The 21,991-nt window shown below is 49.8% G+C and carries 18 protein-coding genes and 1 other RNA gene; 10 read left to right on the forward strand and 9 right to left on the reverse strand.

Translation table 11 applies throughout. From position 1 onward, the window contains the following. Window positions 1-5: 5 nt before the first annotated feature. From sufS to sufA, 5 genes are read right to left on the reverse strand one after another with little or no spacing between them, the layout of a single operon-like run. Window positions 6-1,226, reverse strand: a complete 1,221-nt coding sequence (sufS, locus tag ACLJPE_RS04500; RefSeq protein ID WP_000143859.1) for a cysteine desulfurase SufS — start codon at window positions 1,224-1,226, stop codon at window positions 6-8. Continuing rightward, on the reverse strand, window positions 1,223-2,494 hold the full coding sequence (sufD, locus tag ACLJPE_RS04505) for a Fe-S cluster assembly protein SufD (protein ID WP_000907939.1): 1,272 nt from the start codon (window positions 2,492-2,494) through the stop codon (window positions 1,223-1,225). Before sufD ends, sufS begins: the two co-directional genes overlap by 4 nt. After that, the gene (gene sufC / locus ACLJPE_RS04510; RefSeq protein WP_039513248.1) at window positions 2,469-3,215 is read right to left on the reverse strand and encodes a Fe-S cluster assembly ATPase SufC; all 747 of its coding nucleotides are present in this window, start codon (window positions 3,213-3,215) and stop codon (window positions 2,469-2,471) included. Before sufC ends, sufD begins: the two co-directional genes overlap by 26 nt. 16 nt (window positions 3,216-3,231) lie before the next feature. Beyond that, the gene (sufB, locus tag ACLJPE_RS04515; RefSeq protein WP_000089383.1) at window positions 3,232-4,719 is read right to left on the reverse strand and encodes a Fe-S cluster assembly protein SufB; all 1,488 of its coding nucleotides are present in this window, start codon (window positions 4,717-4,719) and stop codon (window positions 3,232-3,234) included. Between the two features lie 8 nt (window positions 4,720-4,727). Next, window positions 4,728-5,096 carry a Fe-S cluster assembly scaffold SufA gene (gene sufA, locus ACLJPE_RS04520; RefSeq protein ID WP_000418970.1) on the reverse strand — a complete coding sequence of 123 codons (369 nt, stop codon included), beginning with the start codon at window positions 5,094-5,096 and terminating at the stop codon, window positions 4,728-4,730. Between the two features lie 426 nt (window positions 5,097-5,522). Here sufA and ACLJPE_RS04525 point away from each other — a divergent pair, with 426 nt between their 5' ends. Further along, window positions 5,523-6,869, forward strand: coding sequence for an L-cystine transporter (locus tag ACLJPE_RS04525; RefSeq protein ID WP_023225708.1), 1,347 nt, complete (start codon window positions 5,523-5,525; stop codon window positions 6,867-6,869). Between the two features lie 287 nt (window positions 6,870-7,156). Here the strand turns inward: ACLJPE_RS04525 and ACLJPE_RS04530 are convergent, their stop codons facing one another. The 3 genes from ACLJPE_RS04530 to ACLJPE_RS04540 form a co-directional block, all read right to left on the reverse strand. After that, window positions 7,157-7,345: a YdiH family protein gene (locus tag ACLJPE_RS04530; RefSeq protein WP_001537749.1), complete on the reverse strand. Its 189-nt coding sequence runs from the start codon at window positions 7,343-7,345 to the stop codon at window positions 7,157-7,159. Window positions 7,346-7,443: 98 nt separating this feature from the next. Then, a complete protein-coding gene (gene menI / locus ACLJPE_RS04535; protein WP_000637930.1) occupies window positions 7,444-7,854 on the reverse strand; it encodes a 1,4-dihydroxy-2-naphthoyl-CoA hydrolase in 411 nt (136 codons plus the stop codon). Continuing rightward, window positions 7,851-10,907 carry an FAD-binding and (Fe-S)-binding domain-containing protein gene (locus ACLJPE_RS04540; protein ID WP_023225707.1) on the reverse strand — a complete coding sequence of 1,019 codons (3,057 nt, stop codon included), beginning with the start codon at window positions 10,905-10,907 and terminating at the stop codon, window positions 7,851-7,853. The genes menI and ACLJPE_RS04540 overlap by 4 nt, the downstream gene beginning before the upstream one ends. 264 nt (window positions 10,908-11,171) lie before the next feature. On the opposite strand from ACLJPE_RS04540, the gene ydiK reads away from it, so the two are divergent. The 9 genes from ydiK to ACLJPE_RS04585 all read left to right on the forward strand — a co-directional run bounded on the left by ydiK (window position 11,172) and on the right by ACLJPE_RS04585 (window position 20,708). Further along, a complete protein-coding gene (gene ydiK, locus ACLJPE_RS04545) occupies window positions 11,172-12,290 on the forward strand; it encodes an AI-2E family transporter YdiK (RefSeq protein WP_000248615.1) in 1,119 nt (372 codons plus the stop codon). Window positions 12,291-12,472: 182 nt separating this feature from the next. Then, window positions 12,473-12,580, forward strand: an RNA gene (gene rprA / locus ACLJPE_RS04550) — antisense sRNA RprA. Window positions 12,581-12,747: 167 nt separating this feature from the next. Continuing rightward, on the forward strand, window positions 12,748-13,107 hold the full coding sequence (locus ACLJPE_RS04555; protein WP_000980454.1) for a YdiL family protein: 360 nt from the start codon (window positions 12,748-12,750) through the stop codon (window positions 13,105-13,107). 140 nt (window positions 13,108-13,247) lie between these two features. Next, window positions 13,248-14,459, forward strand: a complete 1,212-nt coding sequence (locus ACLJPE_RS04560; protein WP_000797666.1) for an MFS transporter — start codon at window positions 13,248-13,250, stop codon at window positions 14,457-14,459. 363 nt (window positions 14,460-14,822) lie between these two features. After that, window positions 14,823-16,058, forward strand: a complete 1,236-nt coding sequence (locus tag ACLJPE_RS04565) for an MFS transporter (protein WP_000081209.1) — start codon at window positions 14,823-14,825, stop codon at window positions 16,056-16,058. A gap of 66 nt (window positions 16,059-16,124) precedes the next feature. Beyond that, complete coding sequence (gene ydiB / locus ACLJPE_RS04570; RefSeq protein ID WP_000383488.1) at window positions 16,125-16,991, forward strand: quinate/shikimate dehydrogenase; 867 nt, start codon at window positions 16,125-16,127, stop codon at window positions 16,989-16,991. A gap of 44 nt (window positions 16,992-17,035) precedes the next feature. Beyond that, on the forward strand, window positions 17,036-17,794 hold the full coding sequence (gene aroD / locus ACLJPE_RS04575; protein WP_001527848.1) for a type I 3-dehydroquinate dehydratase: 759 nt from the start codon (window positions 17,036-17,038) through the stop codon (window positions 17,792-17,794). Window positions 17,795-17,947: 153 nt separating this feature from the next. Beyond that, window positions 17,948-19,543, forward strand: a complete 1,596-nt coding sequence (locus ACLJPE_RS04580) for an acyl CoA:acetate/3-ketoacid CoA transferase (protein WP_001527696.1) — start codon at window positions 17,948-17,950, stop codon at window positions 19,541-19,543. 13 nt (window positions 19,544-19,556) lie between these two features. Next, complete coding sequence (locus tag ACLJPE_RS04585; RefSeq protein WP_000347824.1) at window positions 19,557-20,708, forward strand: acyl-CoA dehydrogenase; 1,152 nt, start codon at window positions 19,557-19,559, stop codon at window positions 20,706-20,708. Window positions 20,709-20,783: 75 nt separating this feature from the next. Here the strand turns inward: ACLJPE_RS04585 and ACLJPE_RS04590 are convergent, their stop codons facing one another. Then, window positions 20,784-21,674: an AraC family transcriptional regulator gene (locus ACLJPE_RS04590; RefSeq protein WP_023232942.1), complete on the reverse strand. Its 891-nt coding sequence runs from the start codon at window positions 21,672-21,674 to the stop codon at window positions 20,784-20,786. Window positions 21,675-21,991: the final 317 nt, after the last annotated feature.

The raw sequence follows: 21,991 nt of genomic DNA on the forward strand, positions 1-21,991 counted from the left end.
CACTGTTATCCCAATAAGCGGTGGATACGCGTTAATCCTGCCACCAGTCGGTCCACTTCTTCATGGGTGTTATACATCGCCAGCGAAGCCCGGCACATTGCCGGCACGCCATACCAGGCCATGAGCGGCATCGCGCAGTGATGCCCCGTTCGTACCGCGATACCGTAATTATCAAGAAAGCTGCCGACGTCGTAAGCATGGTGTTTACCCAGATTAAACGCGATGACGCCCAACCGCTGTGCCGGACCATACAGCGTGATATCAGGCACCTGCGCCAGTTGCTCCAGCGCATAGCGCATCAGCATCTGCTCATAATCGCCAATCTTATCCAGTCCCAGCGACGTCACATAGTCAATTGCCGCGCCCAGACCGATGATGCCGCCAGTATTCGGCGTTCCCGCCTCAAAACGCCAGGGCGCTTTCGCCCATGTCGTTCCCTGCGTCAGGCTGACGGTCGAGATCATCGACCCGCCCCCTTCCCACGGCGGCATTTCTTGCAGCAACGCCTCTTTAACATACAGAATGCCGATGCCGGTCGGCCCGTAAAGTTTATGGCCGGAGAAAACGTAAAAATCGCAGTCCAGCGCCTGGACGTCAACTGCATGGTGCATCACGGCCTGGGCGCCATCCACCAGCACTTTCGCCCCATGCTGGCGCGCCAGCGCAATCATGTCCGGCAGCGGGTTTTCCGTCCCCAGCACATTGGAAACGTGGGTAATGGCCAGCAGTCGGGTCCGGTCATCGAACAGCGCAGCTAAGGTCTCCAGCCGCAGCGTACCGTCAGGATGCAATGGGATCACGCGCAGTTCAGCGCCTTTGCGCTCACACAGCATCTGCCAGGGAACGATGTTAGCGTGATGCTCCATCTCGCTGATGATAATGTTATCCCCGGCGCGAATATTTTCCGTTCCCCAACTGTTGGCGACAAGGTTAATGCCCTCCGTCGTACCGCGCACGAACACCAGTTCTTCTGCGGAGCGGGCGTTAATAAACCGCGACGCCTGCTTACGCACATTCTCCATGCTTTCGGTCGCCTGTGCGCTTAACGTATGGATACCTCGATGTACCGCAGCATAGCCGTGACGGTAGAAGGCAGATTCAGCGTCAATCACCTGATTGGGTTTTTGAGCGCTGGCTGCACTGTCCAGGTAAGCCAGCGGCAGGCCGTTAACTTCACGCTGCAGTATGGGAAAATCCGCCCGTACTTTTTCTACAGGAAATGTCATACCAGGCCTCCGGGCAGTCGCTGGCCGATTCGCGCCAGCACCTGCTGTTTAAGGGCGCTATCATGGATAGCTTCCGTTAACTCTGCGGCAAACGCGTAAAGAATCATGTGCCGCGCCTCCTGCTGCCTGATGCCGCGTGATTGCAGATAAAACATCTGCTCATCGTCAATACGCCCGATCGTCGCGCCGTGGCTGCACTTCACGTCATCGGCATAGATCTCCAATTGCGGTTTGGTATCGACTTCAGCCAGTTTCCCCAACAACAGGTTATTATTGGTCATCTGGCCGTCGGTTTTAATGGCGTGTTGCGCCACGTTGATCAGGCCATTAAAGACCGCGCGTCCTTTGTCGCTGACGATGGTCTTGTGCAACTGGCGGCTGTTACAGTAACCTTTGTTATGTTCCAGCCATGTCCGCGTATCGCAGACTTCATTTTTCACCGGCATCGCCAGACTATTCAGTCGAAGCGTCGCGTTTTCACCATTCAGTTGTGAGCTGCTGTGGTGACGTAGTACTGCGGCGCCCAGCAGAAAACTGTGGCTAAACGCCGAGGCGTCTGTCGCCAGCAGAAGATCGTTATGCGCAAAGTGATAGCTGGACGCATTTTCAAACGCCAGTTTGATATGGCACAGTTGCGCATTGTCTGCAACGTTCATCGTCAGACGCGCGCCGGTAAAATGTTTTGCCGCTGTAAGGCTGACATAATGCTCAATAACCGTCGCTTCCGCGCCTTCCGCCAGCGCCAGATGGTGGCGATAATGCGCGGTATTCAGCTCGTCGCCATCCACACCCTGCGTGATATGCATTAACAGTAACGGCCTGGTCGGACGCTGATTTCGCCGTACCTGTATATACGTGACACATTGCGCCAGGCTTTCCGTCAGATGCAGAAAAACCTCGGGATGTACCGGCGCGGCAAGCGTCTGGCGTTCATCCCTGACGCTAACGTCAAATCCGCTGTTTTGCGTGCTATCACTAAGCTCTGGCATAAACCGACCGTCGACAAACACCAGCCGCACGGCATCGATTTGCAGCGCCAGCGCATCACGCTGTGCGGCGCTGATAGTCGCACACTGCTGGATAAACTGGCTATGGGTTAAGCCCTCCAGCGGCGTGTATTTCCAGTCTTCATGTTTACGCGTCGGCAATCCCAGACGTAACATCTGTTGTAAATGTTGTCTTGCCTGCTCAGTTCGACTTACTCCTTTTTCTTCAAAGAGATGCTGCCATTGCTGTAGCGCTTTACTGCTGTTCGGTAAGCCAGCCATAACCCTGCTCCTCCAGTTGTTTGACCAGAGTAAAATCGCCGGATCGGACAATTCGCCCCTGGTAGAGGACATGGACGTAATCAGGCTTGATGTAGTCCAGTATGCGCTGATAGTGGGTCACGATAATAAAAGCGCGTTTATCGTCGCGTAACGCGTTGACGCCTTCCGCCACAATTTTCAACGCATCGATATCCAGTCCGGAGTCCGACTCATCAAGGATGCACAGTTCCGGCTCCAGCACCGCCATTTGCAAAATATCATTGCGCTTTTTCTCCCCGCCGGAAAAACCGACGTTTACCGAACGGGTCAGCAAATCTTCCGGCATTTTCAGCAATGCGATCTTTTCTTCCATCAGATCCTGAAAATCAAAGCGATCCAACGACGTCTGCCCGCGGTAGGCGCGCACGGCATTCAGCGCGGTTTGCAGGAAAAACTGGTTACTGACGCCGGGGATTTCTACCGGGTACTGGAAGGCCATAAAAATCCCTTCACCCGCCCGTTCCTCCGGCGACAGATCAAGCAGATCTTTACCTTTGAACGTAACCGAGCCGCCAGTGACCTCGTAATCTTCACGTCCCGCCAGGGTGGCGGAGAGCGTGCTTTTCCCGGAACCGTTCGGCCCCATAATGGCGTGAACTTCGCCAGGGCGAATCTCCAGATTCAGGCCACGCAAAATCGCTTTTTCTTCCACACTGACCTGTAAATCTTTAATGCTTAACATGGGTTTTCCTTCATCATTAACCGACGCTGTGCTCAAGGCTAATCGCCAGCAGTTTTTGCGCTTCAACGGCAAACTCCAGCGGCAGTTCCGAGAAAACGTCTTTACAGAAACCGTTGACGATCATCGAAATAGCGTCTTCTTCGCTGATGCCGCGTTGCAGACAATAGAAAAGCTGATCTTCACCGATGCGTGATGTTGTCGCCTCGTGCTCCAGCTGCGCGCTGTTATTGCGGCATTCAACATACGGGAACGTATGCGCGCCGCAGTCCGCGCCAATCAACATGGAGTCGCATTGGGTGAAATTTCGGGCGTTGGTCGCCGTCGGCATAATTTTTACCAACCCACGGTAGCTGTTCTGGCTGTGGCCGGCGGAAATGCCTTTTGAGATAATGGTTGAGCGCGTGTTTTTACCGATATGGATCATTTTGGTACCGGTGTCAGCCTGCTGATGTCCACTGGTCAGCGCAACGGAATAGAACTCGCCGATAGAATTATCACCGCGCAGGATACAGCTCGGGTATTTCCAGGTAATCGCCGAACCGGTTTCCGACTGGGTCCACGACATCTTGCTGTTTTCCCCTTCGCACAACGCCCGCTTAGTCACAAAGTTCAGAATGCCGCCCGTGTTGTTGTCGCCCGGGAACCAGTTTTGTACGGTGGAATATTTTACTTCAGCATCTTTATGGATGATGACTTCCACTACCGCGGCGTGGAGCTGATAACTGTCGCGTACGGGCGCGGAGCAGCCTTCGATATAACTCACATAGCTGCCTTCATCCGCCACCAGAATCGTGCGCTCAAACTGACCGGTTTTCTCAGCGTTAATGCGAAAATAGGTGGATAACTCCATCGGGCAACGCACGCCTTTGGGAACATAGATAAATGTCCCATCGGAAGCGACTGCCGCATTCAGCGCGGCAAAAAAGTTATCGTTCCCCGGCACGACGGTGCCAAGATATTTCCTGACCAGGTCAGGGTGATCGTGTATCGCTTCGCCAAAAGAACAGAAAATAATGCCCTGTTCCGCCAGTTTTTCACGGTATGTGGTCGCTACGGAGACCGAGTCAAAAATCGCATCGACGGCGACCTCTTTCCCTTCGCGAACCGGAACGCCAAGTTGCTCGAAGGCGTCTTCAACCTCTTTACTCAAAAAGGTATTCGCGCCCGTTTGCTGTACGGCTCCCGGCTGGGAAACGCAGCTATCGTCGCAGTTTCCGCATGATGGCGCAGAGTAATAGCTGTAGTCCTGATAGTTCAGTTTATCGTAGTGCGCCTTCAGCCAGTGCGGTTCATCCATGTCCAGCCAGGCTCTATAGGCATTGAGACGAAATTCCAGCATCCACTCAGGTTCGTTACGCTTTGCGGAAATCGCGCGCACCACCTCTTCGCTGATGCCTTTTGCCAGTTCATCAGTGGGTAGTTGCGTGAAAAATCCTTCTTTGTAATTAAGGCGTCCGCCTGTCCAGATGCCGACCTCTTCCGTTGCTTCAGTATTACGAGACATAGTACCGCCTATACCCCAAAACTTTCGCCGCAGCCGCATTCATTCTGGGCTTTGGGGTTATGAAATTTAAATAACTGGTTCAGCCCTTCCTGTACGTAATCCACTTCTGTTCCGTCAATAAAAGGCATCGCCTGTAACGGTGCGAAAAGCTTTGCGCCTTCGGCTTCAAAAACCAGATCGTCTTTATCCGGCTCCCGAACGGTATCCAGAACATAGCCAAATCCGGCACATCCCGTCTGTTTTACGCTTAACCGCACGCCCAACATGCCCGGCTGCTTTTCTGCCAGCTCACGTATGTGCGCTGCCGCCGCTGGCGTTAGCGTCAGCCCTTGCCAGGGGAAGTCCTCCGGGTTAAACGTGTCTGAATGCAATTCCATAGAGTTACCTCGCGTTCTAAATCACCAGGATATAACAGCATGTTAGTGATAATGATTATCACTTCAACCCCTTAACCGCAGGGGCTTTCCAACAAATGGTCATATTGAGCGCCTTTTATTAAGCATAGACCCTGTCCGCCAGGTCATACGATAGACAAAAAATCACTTAACATTTTGATAATTAACGATTTATAAGATGTTAACCTTTCTGACAGGTCAAAAACGAAAAGATGTATAGAAAATGACTATTTAATTAATAGGCTGTCGACATTGCCGGGTGGCGAGGTCAGAACCCCATTTTTTGTATGGATACCTGGCGTTGCGCTCTTTATAATCCGCTGCGGTTCTATAACTCAGTTTGAGCTATAGGTTTATGTAAACTCTTTCCGGCATTTCAGGTGCTGAATGAGGCAAGAGGCTTAAAATATGGTTGTTACGCTCGCGTATATCGCACTTTTTTTGGTTTTCTCGTGGGTCATCTTAAGAATTAATCAAAAAAGCGATTCCCTGTCGAAAAGCGTTTTTATCGCTATCTTTTTAGGGGCTGTTATTGGTTTATCCCTGCATTTTATTTCAGCAAATCACACTAAAACTATTATCGAATGGTACAGCATCGTCGGCAATGGTTACGTCCACCTGTTAAAACTGGTCGCTATACCGCTAATTTTTATTTCTATTCTTTCCGCCATCAATAAACTGGAAAATAGCGCTGGCATCGGAAAAATGTCGCTGACGATCGTCGGATGCATGTTATGCCTGGTGATGATTGCCGGTTTTATCGGATTACTGACCGCTCATGTGCTGGGGCTTGACGCCAGCGCTTTTGTGCACATGCCGTCAATGTTAACTACAGAAGAAGTCAATAAGACTGCCGCGGTGTCGATTCCCCAGTTAGTGACATCGCTGATTCCGACTAATATTTTTCTTGATCTTACGGGGGCCAGAAGTGTTTCCGTTATCGGCATCGTTATCTTCACGCTAATAGCGGGGATCGCTCTGTTAAAGGTCAAAAAAGAGGCGCCGGAAGAAGGTCAGAAATTAAGCGCAGGCATTAACGCTATTCAGATCTGGGTCATGAAGATGGTACGTATCGTTATTGCATTAACGCCCTATGGCGTCATGGCATTAATGACCACCGTATTTTCATCATACCGCCTTGAACAATTCGCCAGCTTACTTGGTTTTATCGGCGCCTGTTACATCGCGATTTTCATGATGTTTATCGTGCACGCCATCTTGCTGATCCTCAGCGGTAATAATCCAGCGCGTTATTTCAGAATGGTCTGGCCCGTCTTAACCTTTGCGTTTGTTTCCCGCAGCAGCGCAGCCTCTATCCCGCTGGCCATTTCCGCCCAGGAAAAATTTGGCGTACAAAGCACCATTGCCAATATTTCCGCCTCGTTTGGCTCCAGTATGGGGCAAAATGGCTGCGCCGGGATTTATCCGGCTATTATGGTAGCGATGATTGCGCCCACCATCGGCATTGATCCGCTCTCGCTGCATTTTCTGGCCGCGATGTTGCCTGCCATTGCGCTAGGGTCTATTGGCGTAGCCGGCGTCGGCGGCGGTGGTACGTTCGCGGCGCTGATTGTCCTGTCGACGTTGAATTTTCCCGTTGCGCTGGTCGGTATTTTTATTGCCATCGAACCTATCGTTGATATGGCCCGCACGGCTCTGAACGTTAACGGATCGATGATGTCAGGTGTGCTGGCTAACCGTATTTTGCATAATCATACGGCTGACGACATGCCAGCGGTTATTGACAGACCTTAGTTTTTTACGCGCCCGGAAAAGAAAAACCCTTAAGTCTGTTCAATACAGGCTTAAGGGTTCCGGCCCCATCCGGCGCTTATCTCCGGCACTCTTAATGGCTTAGCTCTTGAAGGGGCATAAGAATAATCTCATAAAGAGAGCGCGCCTTTTTAGCACAAATGGCGATCTGTATTTTTTTTAAACAAAATCAAGAGGATTATCTATTACCTGGGGACAGGGTCTGGTGAGATTGCCTGGTAACATAGCCGGATGGCGGCTAACGCCTTATCCGGCCTACACAGACTTTATTAATGCACGCCCAACCGCCAGGCGAAATAGATCTCTTCTTTCAGTTCGGTTGCAGAGAGGGTGAGGAGATCGGCAAACTCTAACTCCAGCTGTTTTAAACGCTTCAAATACTGCGCGGGAGAAAGTTCGGTTTTATCACGGCGTAAAAATTCAATCGCCAGTTGGGTTGGGTCTAAATCAGTAGACATATCATCCTCGCTTATGTGTAAACGTGCACAGTATATCACCTTTTTCTGCGCACATTTTGACCAAAAGCAATATGCATCACACTTTTATGGTGACAACGTCACACAATCGCCGTAGTAAGACGCGAAGAACAGCACAGACGTCCCTGTTCATCAAAGATCTCTATCTGCCAGACCTGATGGCGAGCCCCGGTATGCAACGCTTTACAGACGCCCCGTACGCGCCCCTGACGCGCCGACCGTACATGGTTGGCATTCACCTCCAGCCCCACCACCTTTTGCTCCCCCTGCGTACACAGATAGCCTGCGACCGAGCCGATACTTTCCGCCAGCACCACAGACGCTCCGCCATGCAGCAAGCCGAACGGCTGTTTGGTGCGATGATCGACGGGCATTGTCGCTTCCAGCGTATCGTCCCCAATACGCTCAAAGCGGATATCAAGCAGGCCAACCATATTCCCTTCCCCCATCGCATTAAGCGCATCGAGGGTCACTTCACGTTTCCAGATCAACCTATAATCTCCAGTAATGCCTGCAACGGGTGACGCACGCCCGTACCTTCAATGCGTTTAACCTGGCTTCGGCAGGAATAGCCGGTTGCCAGGCAGCGGTTTCGCGGTAGACGTTGCATCGCCTGATGCCAGGATAGCTCATAAATTCCCAGCGAATTTTTATGATTGGTGAGTTCATGTCCATAAGTGCCCGCCATACCGCAGCAGCCTACGCTGACATTTTCCAGCTTCGCGCCAAAATGGGCAAAGATGGCGGCCCACTGCGCAGGCGCGCCGGGTAAAGCCGTGACTTCCGTACAATGACCAAAAAAGTACCACGGTTCGCCGCTCACCTCGACGGACAGTCTTGCATTTATTTCCTGCGCCAGCCATTCATTCACCAGCAACACATGAAAATCGCCGCGCTGTTCGCCCAGCGCCAGTTTGTATTCGTCGCGATAACACAGAACCAACGCCGGATCGACGCCCACCATCGGCATCCCCAACGCGGCGATCCGATTAAGGAACTCAGAGGTTTTTTTCGCCGTTTTCGCAAAGCGATTAAGAAAACCTTTAATATGCTGCGCCTTACCATTCGGCGAGAACGGTAACAATACCGGCCTCCTGCCCAGCTTTTCCGCCAGGCGGATAAAGTCCGCCACGACCCGGGCGTCGTAGTAGCTGGTAAACGGATCCTGAACCACCAGTACCGTTTTCGCTTTTTGCTCGGCGCTCATGCGCTCCAGTTGCTCAAGCGTCATATTGGCAGACGGATGGCCCACCAGTTGCTGTTGCAATGAAGGGGCAGAAAGCAGAGGTAAATCCACCATACCGATATGTTTTTTCGCCAGATTACGAACTACCGGTTGGTTAATAAAAAAGTTAAAGGTCTTTGGCGCACGCGCCATCAGCGGCGCGTAGGTCTCGACCGTCGCCACCAGATGATCGCGTACCGGACGCAGATAACGCGTATGGTAAAGCTGTAAGAAACGTGAACGAAACTCCGGAACATCGATTTTAATCGGGCACTGGGTCGTACAGGCTTTACACGCCAGACAGCCGGACATGGCCTCTTTAACTTCATGGGAAAAGTCATACTCGCCTTTGCGTTTGTGCCAACTATTCCGGGTGCGGGCAATCAGCGTGCGTAAGCTGGCGCGTTTTTCTGGCAACTCCTTTTCCAGCTTCAACGGATCGACGCCGCGATCGGCCAATAGACGGAGCCATTCCCGCACCAGCGTCGCCCGCCCTTTCGGCGAGTGGATCCGGTTAAGGCTAATTTTCATCGACGGGCACATTGGGCTTTTCGCATCGAAATTAAAGCACAGGCCGTTACCATTACACTCCATAGCGCCGCGCCAGGTCTGCCGTACCGCCAGCGGGATTTGCCGATCCCAGGTGCCGCGTTTTACCGCATCCACCTTCATCATCGGCGCCTCTATCCCCTGCGGTGGACAGATTTTACCCGGGTTAAGTCGATTATGCGGATCAAAAGCCGCTTTTATTTTGCGCAGCTCGCCATACAGGACTTCGCCGAAAAAGGCCGGGCTGTATTCCGCGCGAAAACCTTTTCCATGCTCGCCCCACAACAGCCCGCCGTATCTGGCAGTCAGTGCGACGACCTCATCGGAGATCTGTTTCATCAGCAGTTCCTGCTGCGGATCGCACATATCCAGCGCCGGACGCACATGCAGCACCCCGGCATCCACGTGGCCGAACATGCCGTAACTTAAGCCATGACCATCCAGCAGAGCGCGAAATTCGGCGATGTAATCGGCCAGATGTTCAGGCGGCACGCAGGTATCTTCCGCAAAAGGAATCGGTTTGGCTGCGCCTTTCGCATTACCCAGCAGCCCTACCGCTTTTTTACGCATCGCGTAAATACGCTCAATACCCGTCAAATCGGTACAAAGTTGCCAGCCGATCACGCCCGCTTCCGCACGCGCCATCAGGCCATCCAGCCGGTGGCACAGCGCCTCGACCTGCCCGTCAATAAGCGCTTCATCGTCACCCGCGAATTCCACGATATTCAGGCCAAGCATTTCTTTATCCGGCACATCGGTAATCAATTCGCTAACGGAGTGCCAGACAATATCTTCCCGCGCGAGGTTAAGGACTTTGGAATCGACCGTCTCGACGGATAAGGCGCGCGCATCAACCATAAAAGGGGCGCTACGCAGCGCGGAATCAAAGGAGTCGTATTTTACATTCACCAGACGGCGGACTTTGGGTATCGGGGTAATATCCAGCCGGGCTTCAGTAATAAACGCCAGCGTCCCTTCCGACCCCGTTAAGATGCGGGTAAGATCGAAGCGGGTCATGTCATCGTTAAAGACGTGGCGTAAATCGTAGCCTGTCAGGAAGCGATTGAGCTTTGGAAAGCTATCGAGGATAAGTTGACGGTTTTCCAGGCAGGACTGATAGACGGTCTGATAGATGCGGCCTGGCGTCGTCGTGTTTTCACCCAGCGTCCGGGCAAGCTCTACGGGCATCGATTGTGTGTCAAGGATATCACCCCCCAACAATACGGCCCGTATGCCTAAGACGTGATCTGACGTTTTTCCATAGACCAGCGAACCCTGACCAGAGGCATCGGTATTAATCATACCGCCAAGCGTGGCGCGATTACTGGTGGAAAGTTCCGGCGCAAAAAAATAGCCATACGGCTTTAACGCCTCATTAAGCTGATCTTTTATCACCCCCGCCTCTACCCGCACCCATCCCTCTTCAGGATTAATTTCAATAATGCGGTTCATATAGCGGGACATATCAACAATAATGCCCTGGTTTAGCGCCTGGCCATTCGTGCCAGTACCGCCGCCTCGCGGGGTAAATATCAGCGACGTAAAGCGCGGCTCCGCCGCCAGACGGGCAAGAAGCGCGACATCCGCCGTAGAACGGGGAAACACAACGGCATCGGGAAGAAGCTGGTAGATACTGTTATCGGTCGACATTGTCAGACGGTCGGCATAGCTGGTTGCCGTATCGCCCGTAAACCCTTGCTGCTCCAGCGCCTGCAAAAAATTGAGCACCAGCTGAACGACGCCGGGTGCCTGAGAAATTTGTGGAATCATTATATTGACCTTTTCCTGCGGTCTATGTTGTGAACGGTGGCGCCCAACCCGGCGAGCGCGAGCGGTCTACGCACAGGAAGGGATGCTTAATCGTTTGCGTGTTGCGTTATTTGTTGTATCACATTTTTTTCCTGTGCGCCCAACAGAATTACATGCAGAATCGGCCTGTTAAAAACCGCTGAAATTGCTCATCATTATAGGGTGTGGTTTGCATGTTCACGTCGCGCCAACGTTCTGGCGCAAAGACAAAGGTGAAAAGTATTTATGGTAAATGTTCGTCAGCCCAGGGATATTGCGCAAGTGCTGCTATCGGTGCTGTTTTTAGCCATCATGATTGTGGCCTGTTTGTGGATAGTACAGCCTTTTATTTTGGGGTTTGCATGGGCAGGTACGATTGTTATCGCGACCTGGCCCGTTTTGCTGAAATTACAAAAAATATTGTGGGGCCGCCGCTCGCTTGCCGTACTGGTCATGACGCTGCTGTTAGTGCTGCTCTTCGTTATTCCCGTCGCCTTGCTGGTGAACAGCATTGTCGACGGTAGTGGCCCGCTCATCCATGCAGTGACTGGCGGCGATATGACGCTACCCGATCTGGCATGGTTAAATAATATTCCGTTAGTTGGCGCCAAACTGTATGCCGGATGGCATAGCCTGCTGGATATGGGCGGTAGCGCTATTATGGCGAAAGTGCGGCCTTATATCGGCACAACCACGACCTGGTTTGTCGGTCAGGCGGCGCATATCGGACGCTTTATGATGCACTGCGCCCTGATGCTGTTGTTTAGCGCCCTGCTTTACTGGCGCGGCGAACAAGTGGCGATGGGAATACGCCATTTTGCCTGTCGTCTCGCGGCTAAACGCGGCGATGCGGCGGTTCTGCTGGCTGCCCAGGCGATCCGCGCCGTGGCGCTTGGCGTGGTGGTCACCGCGCTGGTACAGGCGGTACTTGGCGGCGTCGGGCTGGCGATTTCCGGCGTGCCTTACGCTACCCTGTTGACGGTAGTGATGATCCTTTCGTGTCTGGTTCAGTTGGGGCCGTTGCCAGTATTGATTCCAGCCATTATCTGGCTTTACTGGACAGGCGACACCACCTGGGGCACCGTGCTGCTGGTTTGGAGCGCCGTCGTCGGCACGCTGGATAACGTGATTCGCCCGGTACTCATCCGCATGGGTGCCGATTTACCGCTGCTTCTGATCCTTTCCGGGGTAATCGGCGGACTGATTGCATTCGGTATGATTGGTCTGTTTATTGGACCGGTGCTTCTGGCCGTGACCTGGCGTTTGTTCTCCGCATGGGTACATGAAGTTCCGGCGCCGACGAATGAACCAGAGGAGATCCTTGAAGAGCTGGATGACATCGAGGAAGCCAACAAGCAGTCATAATCCCGTCGGGCGGCATCGCCGCCCGATGCTTTAACGACGTTTATCAATTCAACGCACACCCCATTTTGATTCGCCCGTCTGTTCCCCGCCGCATCTCATTTCTGTCGCAAATCCGTTACAGTTTTTAAACTATTGAGACGAATCTGATCGACGCAAAAAGTGCTCATGCCTACTATTAGCACACGGTTATAAATCAACACATTGATTTATAAGCATGGAAATCCCCTGAGTGAAACAACGAATTGCTGTGTGTAGTCTTTGCCCGTCTCCTACGATGGGCTTTTTTTTTAACTTTTTTCGCTGCATTGTTACATAAGCCAGCTCCCGTTTCCCTTCAACACCGCGATATCTGCAACGAACAAATAATATTGCACAAAATAGTGTGATTCTGTTCAAGTCGAAACGGTGTCGGTGGTGCTATTTATAGCATCACTTTTTTCATATAAAAGCCTAAAAAATGATGAACGCGTTAGAACTACAAGCACTACGGCGTATTTTTGATATGACGATTGAAGAATGCACAATCTATATCACCCAGGATAATAATTCGGCAACCTGGCAACGATGGGAAGCTGGCGACACTCCCATCTCTCCAGAAATCATTGCCAGGTTAAAGGAAATGAAAGCCAAGAGACAGCGACGAATTAACGCCATTGTTGACAAAATAAATAACCGGATCGGCAATAATACAATGCGTTACTTCCCTGATTTATCTTCTTTTCAGTCCATTTATACAGAGGGTGATTTTATCGAGTGGAAAATTTATCAATCTGTTGCTGCCGAACTTTTCGCACATGATCTGGAGCGGCTGTGTTAGACGTAAACTTTATCGCCGCATCGTATTGATACCGGATAGAAAACCACACAATCACGACATTGACTTGTCACCCTATCCAATATGCTTCCTGCCTGTGTATACCACTGTAACGTTCAGGCGGCATCTCTGAGTCAGATAATATGAAAAATCGTTATTTCCCTACCGCTGTAGGGTTGTATTTTAATTACTTTGTACATGGCATGGGGGTTATCCTGATGAGCCTGAACATGTCATCGCTTGAACAGCAATGGCATACCAGTGCCGCAGGCGTATCTATTGTGATCTCTTCGCTTGGTATTGGCAGGCTAAGCGTTTTGTTAATCGCCGGTATGCTTTCCGATCGCTTTGGTCGCCGTCCTTTTATCATTCTGGGGACCGCCTGTTACCTGATTTTTTTCATTGGCATTCTTTATGCTCAGACGATTTTTGTCGCTTATGCCTGTGGCTTTTTAGCGGGTATGGCCAACAGTTTTTTAGATGCAGGTACCTATCCCAGTTTGATGGAAGCCTTCCCTCGCTCCCCCAGTACGGCAAATATTCTGATCAAAGCATTTGTCTCTGGCGGGCAATTCTTGTTGCCCATTATTATCAGTTTATTAGTCTGGGCTAATATGTGGTTTGGCTGGTCCTTCCTGCTTGCCGGGGCAATCATGCTTATTAATGCTCTGTTTTTATTACGCTGCCCTTTTCCACCCTATCCAGGTCGGATATTGAAACCCAAAATCTCGCAAGCGCCTGTCGCAGGCGTACATCATTGCTCCCTCATCGATCTTATCAGCTACACCCTTTATGGCTATATCTCGATGGCAACCTTTTACCTTATCAGCCAGTGGCTGGCGCAGTATGGACAGTTCGTCGCAGGAATGTCGTATACCCAATCCATCAAACTGTTAAGTATTTATACCTGCGGCTCGCTACTCTGCGTTTTTATAACCGCCCCGCTGGTCAGAAAAACAATTCGCTCTACCACATTATTGATGTTTTATACCTTTATCTCTTTTATTGCGCTTCTGACGGTCTGCCTGCATCCTCAGGCCTATGTTGTTATGATCTTCGCATTCGTCATTGGATTCTCTTCCGCCGGTGGCGTAGTACAAATCGGCCTGACGCTGATGGCGGCCCGTTTTCCACAGGAGAAAGGTAAAGCGACCGGCATTTATTACAGCGCCGGCAGTATCGCGACGTTCACTATTCCGTTGATCACAGCGCGGATTTCAGAAATGAGCATTGCACATATTATGTGGTTTGATACCGGTATCGCCGCAGCGGGATTTCTCCTCGCACTGTTCATCGGTTACCGAAGTCGGGCTGAATCACAACATCACGCTGAAGCAGCGTCAACTGCGCAATAAATGTTAGCGTGCCAACTGCAATATTATTGCCTTGCTATGCAAAATAAAACGTTAGCCATTATCACCGGGAAACAAAAAATGTAATTTTCGTGTTAATTATTATTCATTATCTTCACACTTATCAGAAAAATTGCGATGAGCATCACGAGTTATATGTATTAAACAACAAATTCGCAGCAATTTTTATATTTCCTGGCTAACAAATGAAATGCTATCAATGCAATAAACCTGGCATTTTAAACGCCATGTTATGTACATATAACGACAGTACCGAATTATAGTGTTACTGAACAATCGCTGCATGTAGTAAAGCAGTAATAAGCAGGACATTGAATCAAACCATCAGCAAGGAGCTGTGAACAAATGTCTCAGAACAAGGCTCGCAACATGCCATATTTGCTGGCTGTTATCTGCATTTATTTTAGTTACTTTCTCCACGGCATGAGTGTTATTACACTAGCCCAGAACATGACCTCCCTTGCACAGAAATTCTCCACGGATAGTGCCGGTATCGCCTATTTAATCTCTGGCATTGGTCTTGGCCGTCTGGTCAGTATTTTATTCTTTGGCGTACTGTCCGATAAATTTGGCCGTCGGGCAATAATACTACTTGGCGCCGTACTATATATGCTGTTTTTCTTCGGTATTCCCGCCAGTCCTAACCTGATGATCGCTTTCATATTAGCGGTGTGTGTCGGCGTGGCGAACTCCGCGCTGGATACCGGCGGATACCCTGCATTAATGGAGTGTTTTCCCAAAGCATCTGGCTCGGCAGTTATTCTGGTTAAAGCGATGGTCTCTTTTGGGCAAATGATTTATCCCCTTATCGTCAGCGCCTTGTTAGTCAACCATATCTGGTACGGCTACGCGGTGGTAATCCCCGGTATCCTTTTCGTCCTCATCACGTTGATGCTGTTGAAAAGCCGTTTTCCCAGCCAACTTGTCGATGCCAGTATTGCGAAAGAATTACCCCAGATGAACAGTACTCCCCTCGTCTGGCTGGAAGGCGTAGCTTCCGTTTTATTTGGCGTCGCCGCGTTCTCAACCTTCTATGTGATTGTGGTCTGGATGCCTAAATATGCGATGGCCTTCGCCGGAATGGCGGAATCCGACGCGCTGAAAACCATCTCTTATTACAGTATGGGATCGTTGGTTTGCGTGTTTATTTTTGCCGCATTGCTGAAAAAAATGGTTCGCCCCATCTGGGCCAATGTTTTCAATGCCGGGCTGGCGACACTCACCGCTGCGGCAATTTACCTGTATCCCTCTCCACTGATCTGTAATGCTGGCGCCTTCGTGATTGGTTTTTCCGCTGCTGGAGGTATTTTACAATTAGGTGTATCGGTAATGTCGGAATTTTTCCCTAAGAGTAAAGCTAAAGTCACCAGTATATATATGATGATGGGGGGCGTAGCTAACTTTATTATTCCACTGATCACCGGTTATCTCTCTACTATTGGCCTGCAATATATCATTTTGTTAGATTTTGCCTTTGCACTACTGACATTTATCACCGCCATTATTGTATTTATTCGCTATTATCGCGTATTTAAGATCCCGCAAAACGATGTCCGATTTGGCGAGCGTTATTTCCAGTAAAAATGTTAACGATGCGCAACAGGCATGCGCCCTGCTCTGCACTGTCCACTTATTAAGGAGTATAAAATGGATGTTACCGCAAAATATGAATTAATTGGTCTTATGGCGTATCCTATCCGTCATAGCTTATCGCCCGAAATGCAAAACAAAGCGTTAGAAAAAGCGGGGCTACCGTATACCTATATGGCTTTCGAAGTGGATAACACGACGTTTGCCAGCGCTATTGAAGGACTGAAAGCATTAAAAATGCGCGGTACGGGCGTCTCCATGCCAAACAAACAGCTCGCGTGTGAGTATGTCGATGAATTAACGCCAGCAGCAAAACTGGTTGGCGCTATCAACACCATTGTTAACGATGACGGCTATCTACGCGGCTACAACACGGATGGTACGGGCCATATTCGGGCAATTAAAGAAAGCGGTTTCGATATTCGGGGAAAAACCATGGTGCTGCTCGGCGCGGGAGGCGCGGCTACCGCCATTGGCGCCCAGGCAGCCATTGAAGGCATTAAGGAAATTAAACTGTTTAACCGTAAAGATGACTTTTTCGAAAAAGCGGTTGCCTTTGCGAAGCGGGTGAATGAAAACACTGATTGTGTCGTTACCGTCACCGATCTTGCCGATCAGCACGCTTTTACTGAAGCGCTTGCCAGCGCAGATATTCTGACGAACGGCACCAAAGTTGGCATGAAACCATTGGAGAACGAATCCCTGATCGGCGATGTTTCCCTGCTCCGGCCTGAATTGCTGGTCACCGAATGTGTTTATAATCCGCATATGACAAAGTTATTGCAGCAGGCGCAACAAGCTGGTTGCAAAACAATTGATGGTTACGGCATGTTGTTATGGCAAGGAGCCGAACAGTTTGAACTGTGGACAGGAAAAGCATTTCCATTGGACTATGTGAAGCAGGTGATGGGATTCACAGCCTGACCGGTAAAATTATAATTGCGACGAATGACAATGAAGGGTACCAAATGAAAACCGTAACTGTAAGAGATCTCGTGGTTGGCGAAGGCGCGCCAAAGATCATTGTGTCGCTAATGGGAAAAACCATTACCGATGTGAAATCGGAAGCACTCGCCTACCGTGAAGCGGATTTCGATATTCTGGAGTGGCGCGTTGACTATTTTGCCAACGTGACGACGACGGAAAGCGTACTTGAGGCCGCCGGCGCCATCCGGGAGATTATTACTGATAAACCCTTGCTATTTACCTTCCGCAGCGCGAAAGAAGGCGGCGAGCAGGCGCTAACCACCGGACAGTATATCGCTCTGAATCGTGCAGCGGTTGATAGCGGTCTGGTCGATATGATCGATCTTGAGCTTTTTACCGGCGACGATGAGGTGAAAGCCACCGTCGGCTATGCTCATCAACACAATGTTGCGGTGATCATGTCTAACCATGATTTTCATAAAACGCCCGCAGCGGAAGAGATTGTTCAGCGTCTGCGTAAAATGCAGGAACTGGGCGCCGATATTCCGAAGATCGCCGTCATGCCACAGACTAAAGCCGATGTCCTGACCTTACTTACCGCCACTGTAGAAATGCAGGAGCGCTATGCGGATCGTCCGATTATTACCATGTCGATGTCGAAAACCGGGGTAATATCTCGTCTTGCCGGCGAAGTGTTCGGTTCTGCAGCAACGTTTGGCGCGGTGAAAAAAGCATCTGCGCCGGGACAAATATCGGTAGCCGATCTGCGTACCGTATTAACTATATTGCACCAAGCGTAATACTTTATCGTGTGGCGGAATATTCTCTTTCTGCCACAATAAAATAAATAGTTATCTGATATGAATATGTTCCATATTCATTGAAAGCCGCTGTCTTTATTACCTTAACACGGTTATATCGATATTGCTTTCAGGGATAATAGTGGAGTAAATATGAAAATCAATAAGCCATCACGCATTAATGGCCGCGTTCCCGTGCTCTCTGCACAAGAAGCAGTAAATTATATTCCAGATGAGGCCACTTTATGTATCCTGGGCGCTGGCGGCGGTATTCTCGAAGCGACAACATTAATTACCGCACTGGCAGATAAATATCAAACAACCCAGTCACCACGAGATTTATCTATTATTAGCCCTACCGGATTAGGTGACCGCGCCGATCGCGGCATCAGCCCGCTGGCGCAGGAGGGATTGGTAAAATGGGCGCTATGCGGACATTGGGGGCAATCTCCCCGTATTTCTGAACTGGCTGAACAAAATAAAATCGCCGCCTATAACTACCCACAAGGCGTATTAACCCAGACGCTGCGCGCCAGCGCCGCACACCAGCCGGGTATTCTGAGCGATATCGGTATTGGTACCTTTGTCGACCCTCGCCAACAGGGCGGAAAATTAAACGACGTGACTAAAGAAGATCTCATTAAGCTGGTAGAGATCGATAATAAAGAATATCTCTATTATAAAGCGATAGCGCCTAATGTGGCTTTTATCCGCGCCACCACCTGCGACAGCGAAGGCTATGCATCATTTGAAGATGAGGTGATGTATCTTGATGCGCTGGTGATCGCCCAGGCCGTTCACAATAATGGCGGTATTGTAATGATGCAGGTGCAGAAAATGGTAAAAAAAGCCACGCTGCATCCAAAATCCGTGCGTATTCCCGGCTATCTGGTGGATATTGTGGTTGTCGATGCCGACCAGACGCAACTCTATGGCGGCGCGCCGGTAAACCGATTTATCTCCGGGGATTTCACTCTTGATGATAGTACCCAGCTTACCCTGCCCCTTAATCAGCGCAAGCTGGTAGCCCGACGCGCGCTGTTTGAAATGCGTAAAGGCGCGGTAGGCAATGTGGGCGTAGGCATTGCCGACGGTATTGGTCTGGTCGCTCGCGAGGAAGGCTGCGCCGATGACTTCGTGCTGACCGTAGAAACCGGCCCGGTGGGCGGTATTACCTCTCAGGGCGTGGCCTTCGGCGCCAATGTCAATACCCGCGCGATCCTCGATATGACCTCACAATTTGATTTTTATCACGGCGGTGGGCTCGATGTCTGCTATTTAAGTTTTGCCGAAGTGGATCAACACGGTAATGTCGGTGTACATAAATTCAACGGAAAAATTATGGGCACCGGCGGGTTTATCGATATTAGCGCAACGTCGCAAAAAATTATCTTCTGCGGAACTCTGACGGCCGGAAGTTTAAAAACTGAAATTACCGATGGCAAATTAAATATTCTCCAGGAAGGTCGCGTGAAAAAATTCGTCAGCGAACTGCCGGAAATTACGTTCAGTGGAAAAATTGCGCTTGAGCGTGGGTTAGACGTGCGTTACATCACTGAACGTGCGGTTTTCACTCTCAAACAAGATGGCCTGCATTTAATTGAAATTGCGCCTGGCGTCGATCTGCAGCGGGATATTCTTGACAAGATGGATTTTTCACCGGTTATCTCACCAGATTTAAAACTGATGGACACAAGATTATTTGCCGATAGCACTATGGGATTCACGCTTCCTGACGCAACACATTAAAAGGAGTACAAATATGGATTTTTCATTAACTGAAGAACAAGAACTATTACTGGCCAGTATTCGCGAGTTAATCACCAGCAATTTTCCGGAAGAGTATTTCCGTACCTGCGATCAAACGGGCACCTATCCCAGAGAATTTATGCAGGCGCTGGCGGAAAACGGTATTTCGATGCTGGGCGTCCCGGAAGAATTTGGCGGCATTCCGGCTGACTATGTAACGCAAATGCTGGCGCTGATGGAAATCTCAAAATGCGGCGCTCCGGCCTTTTTGATTACCAACGGCCAATGCATTCACAGTATGCGCCGTTTTGGTTCCGCAGAACAACTGCGTAAAACAGCAGAAAGCACTCTGGCCACCGGCGATCCAGCATATGCGCTCGCCTTAACAGAACCTGGCGCGGGATCTGATAATAATAGCGCCACAACAACCTGGACGCGTAAAAACGGTAAGGTTTATCTTAACGGCCAAAAAACGTTTATCACCGGTGCAAAAGAATATCCTTACATGCTGGTTCTGGCGCGCGATACGGAGCCAAAAGATCCTAAAAAAGCGTTCACGCTTTGGTGGGTGGACTCAAATAAACCGGGCATAAAGATTAATCCGCTGCATAAAATTGGCTGGCACATGTTGAGTACATGCGAAGTTTATCTCGATAATGTCGAGGTTGACGAAAGCGACCGGGTCGGTGAAGAAGGCATGGGTTTCCTCAATGTCATGTACAATTTTGAGATGGAGCGTTTGATTAATGCGGCGCGCAGTACAGGTTTCGCCGAATGCGCATTTGAAGATGCCGCCCGTTACGCCAACCAGCGTATCGCCTTTGGTAAACCCATCGGCCATAACCAGATGATCCAGGAAAAGCTGGCGTTAATGGCCATCAAAATCGAAAACATGCGCAATATGGTGTTGAAAGTCGCCTGGCAGGCCGATCGGGAAGAGTCACTGCGTACCAGCGCCGCGCTGGCTAAGCTGTACTGCGCACGCACAGCGATGGAAGTGATTGACGATGCGATTCAGATTATGGGTGGGCTTGGTTATACTGACGAAGCCCGTGTCTCCCGCTTCTGGCGCGATGTTCGCTGCGAACGTATCGGTGGCGGCACGGATGAAATTATGATCTATGTGGCAGGACGCCAGATTCTGAAAGACTATCAGAACAAGTAAGGATCGTACCGGAACGTCTTATTCGGCCTGGCTGCTTTACGGCATCAGGCCGAATAAATCAGATAAATTTCGCCGTCAGGTATTTGGCAGCAAATACGCCTGCTCAACCAGACTATTTTTAAATTGCTTACGATAATCGTTGGGAGAATATCCTACATGCCGCATAAACAATTTGGCAAAATGGTCCACATTTTCATATCCTACCCGCCATGAAATTTCTGCCAGTGGCGACTCAGTGTTTGTCAGCGCAAACTTGGCCTCGGTCATACGTCGTTGAATAACATAGTTGATAGGGGATATATGATATTCCTTGGCAAATTCATGGCATATATAACTGACGCTGGCGCGAAATTTTTTCGATAGCTGGTCAAGCGTGATTTTTTCACGATAATTATTATTGAGATAAACAAGCACATCCTTAATTAATACATCTTTTTTAATGTAGCCTTGTTCAGAACGATAGGCATTTTTAAAATTTTCATAATAAAGCGCGGTCAGAGTGTAAGCAAATGCATCGTATACAGAGGAAGCCAATACGTTTTTCCCCTGCGGAAGTAACACGCTTAATTCATTAAAGATACTTTTAATGACCTCTTTCCCCTGAACCACGGAAACTACCGGACAGGAATGACTCTGCAATAGTTGGTTTTCTTCCCAACCTGGAAAACAAAACCCATACAGCGCACAGGTATAGGTAGTAGCCGGCGAATTGCTGTCGGATGCTACAGCGTGTAGCCGCCCCCGCTCAACGACGACAATATCGTCCGCATGCGCGACGTAGAGTGAAGAGTCAATAATTAACCTGGCTATCCCTTTTTTGACGTAAATAAGCTCTGTTTCATTATCATGCATATGATGGCCAGACTCCCAGTTTGGATCATCGCTAATGACAAAACGTGAAAATCGAGGGGTCTTGTCCTGTTCAAAAATCGTCTCCGCGGCGGAGTCAAAACAGCGCTGATACATAATAACCTCTGTCAGGTTTAAAAAGATAACCAGAATAAAATAAAGCGAGCGTCAGTGTTGTACAACCGTGGAGATTACCAGCAAAACAAGATTATTCGTTCCGAATGCAAGATATTATGTTCTTTTGCAGACAGCTCAGATTACCTGTCGATAGCGTATTATCAGACAAAAATACATAGCCGACATATCTTTGATGTTTTCTTTTAACCTCACAGAAACAACATCGCACGTTTCATGTTAAAAAATGATGATATGCTTCGCACTTATTATTCTCACTACCGTATTTATATTTTTATGACGCCCTTTTCAGATGGTTG

This window comes from Salmonella sp. SAL04196 (assembly GCF_046550835.1).
Taxonomy (GTDB): domain Bacteria; phylum Pseudomonadota; class Gammaproteobacteria; order Enterobacterales; family Enterobacteriaceae; genus Salmonella; species Salmonella enterica.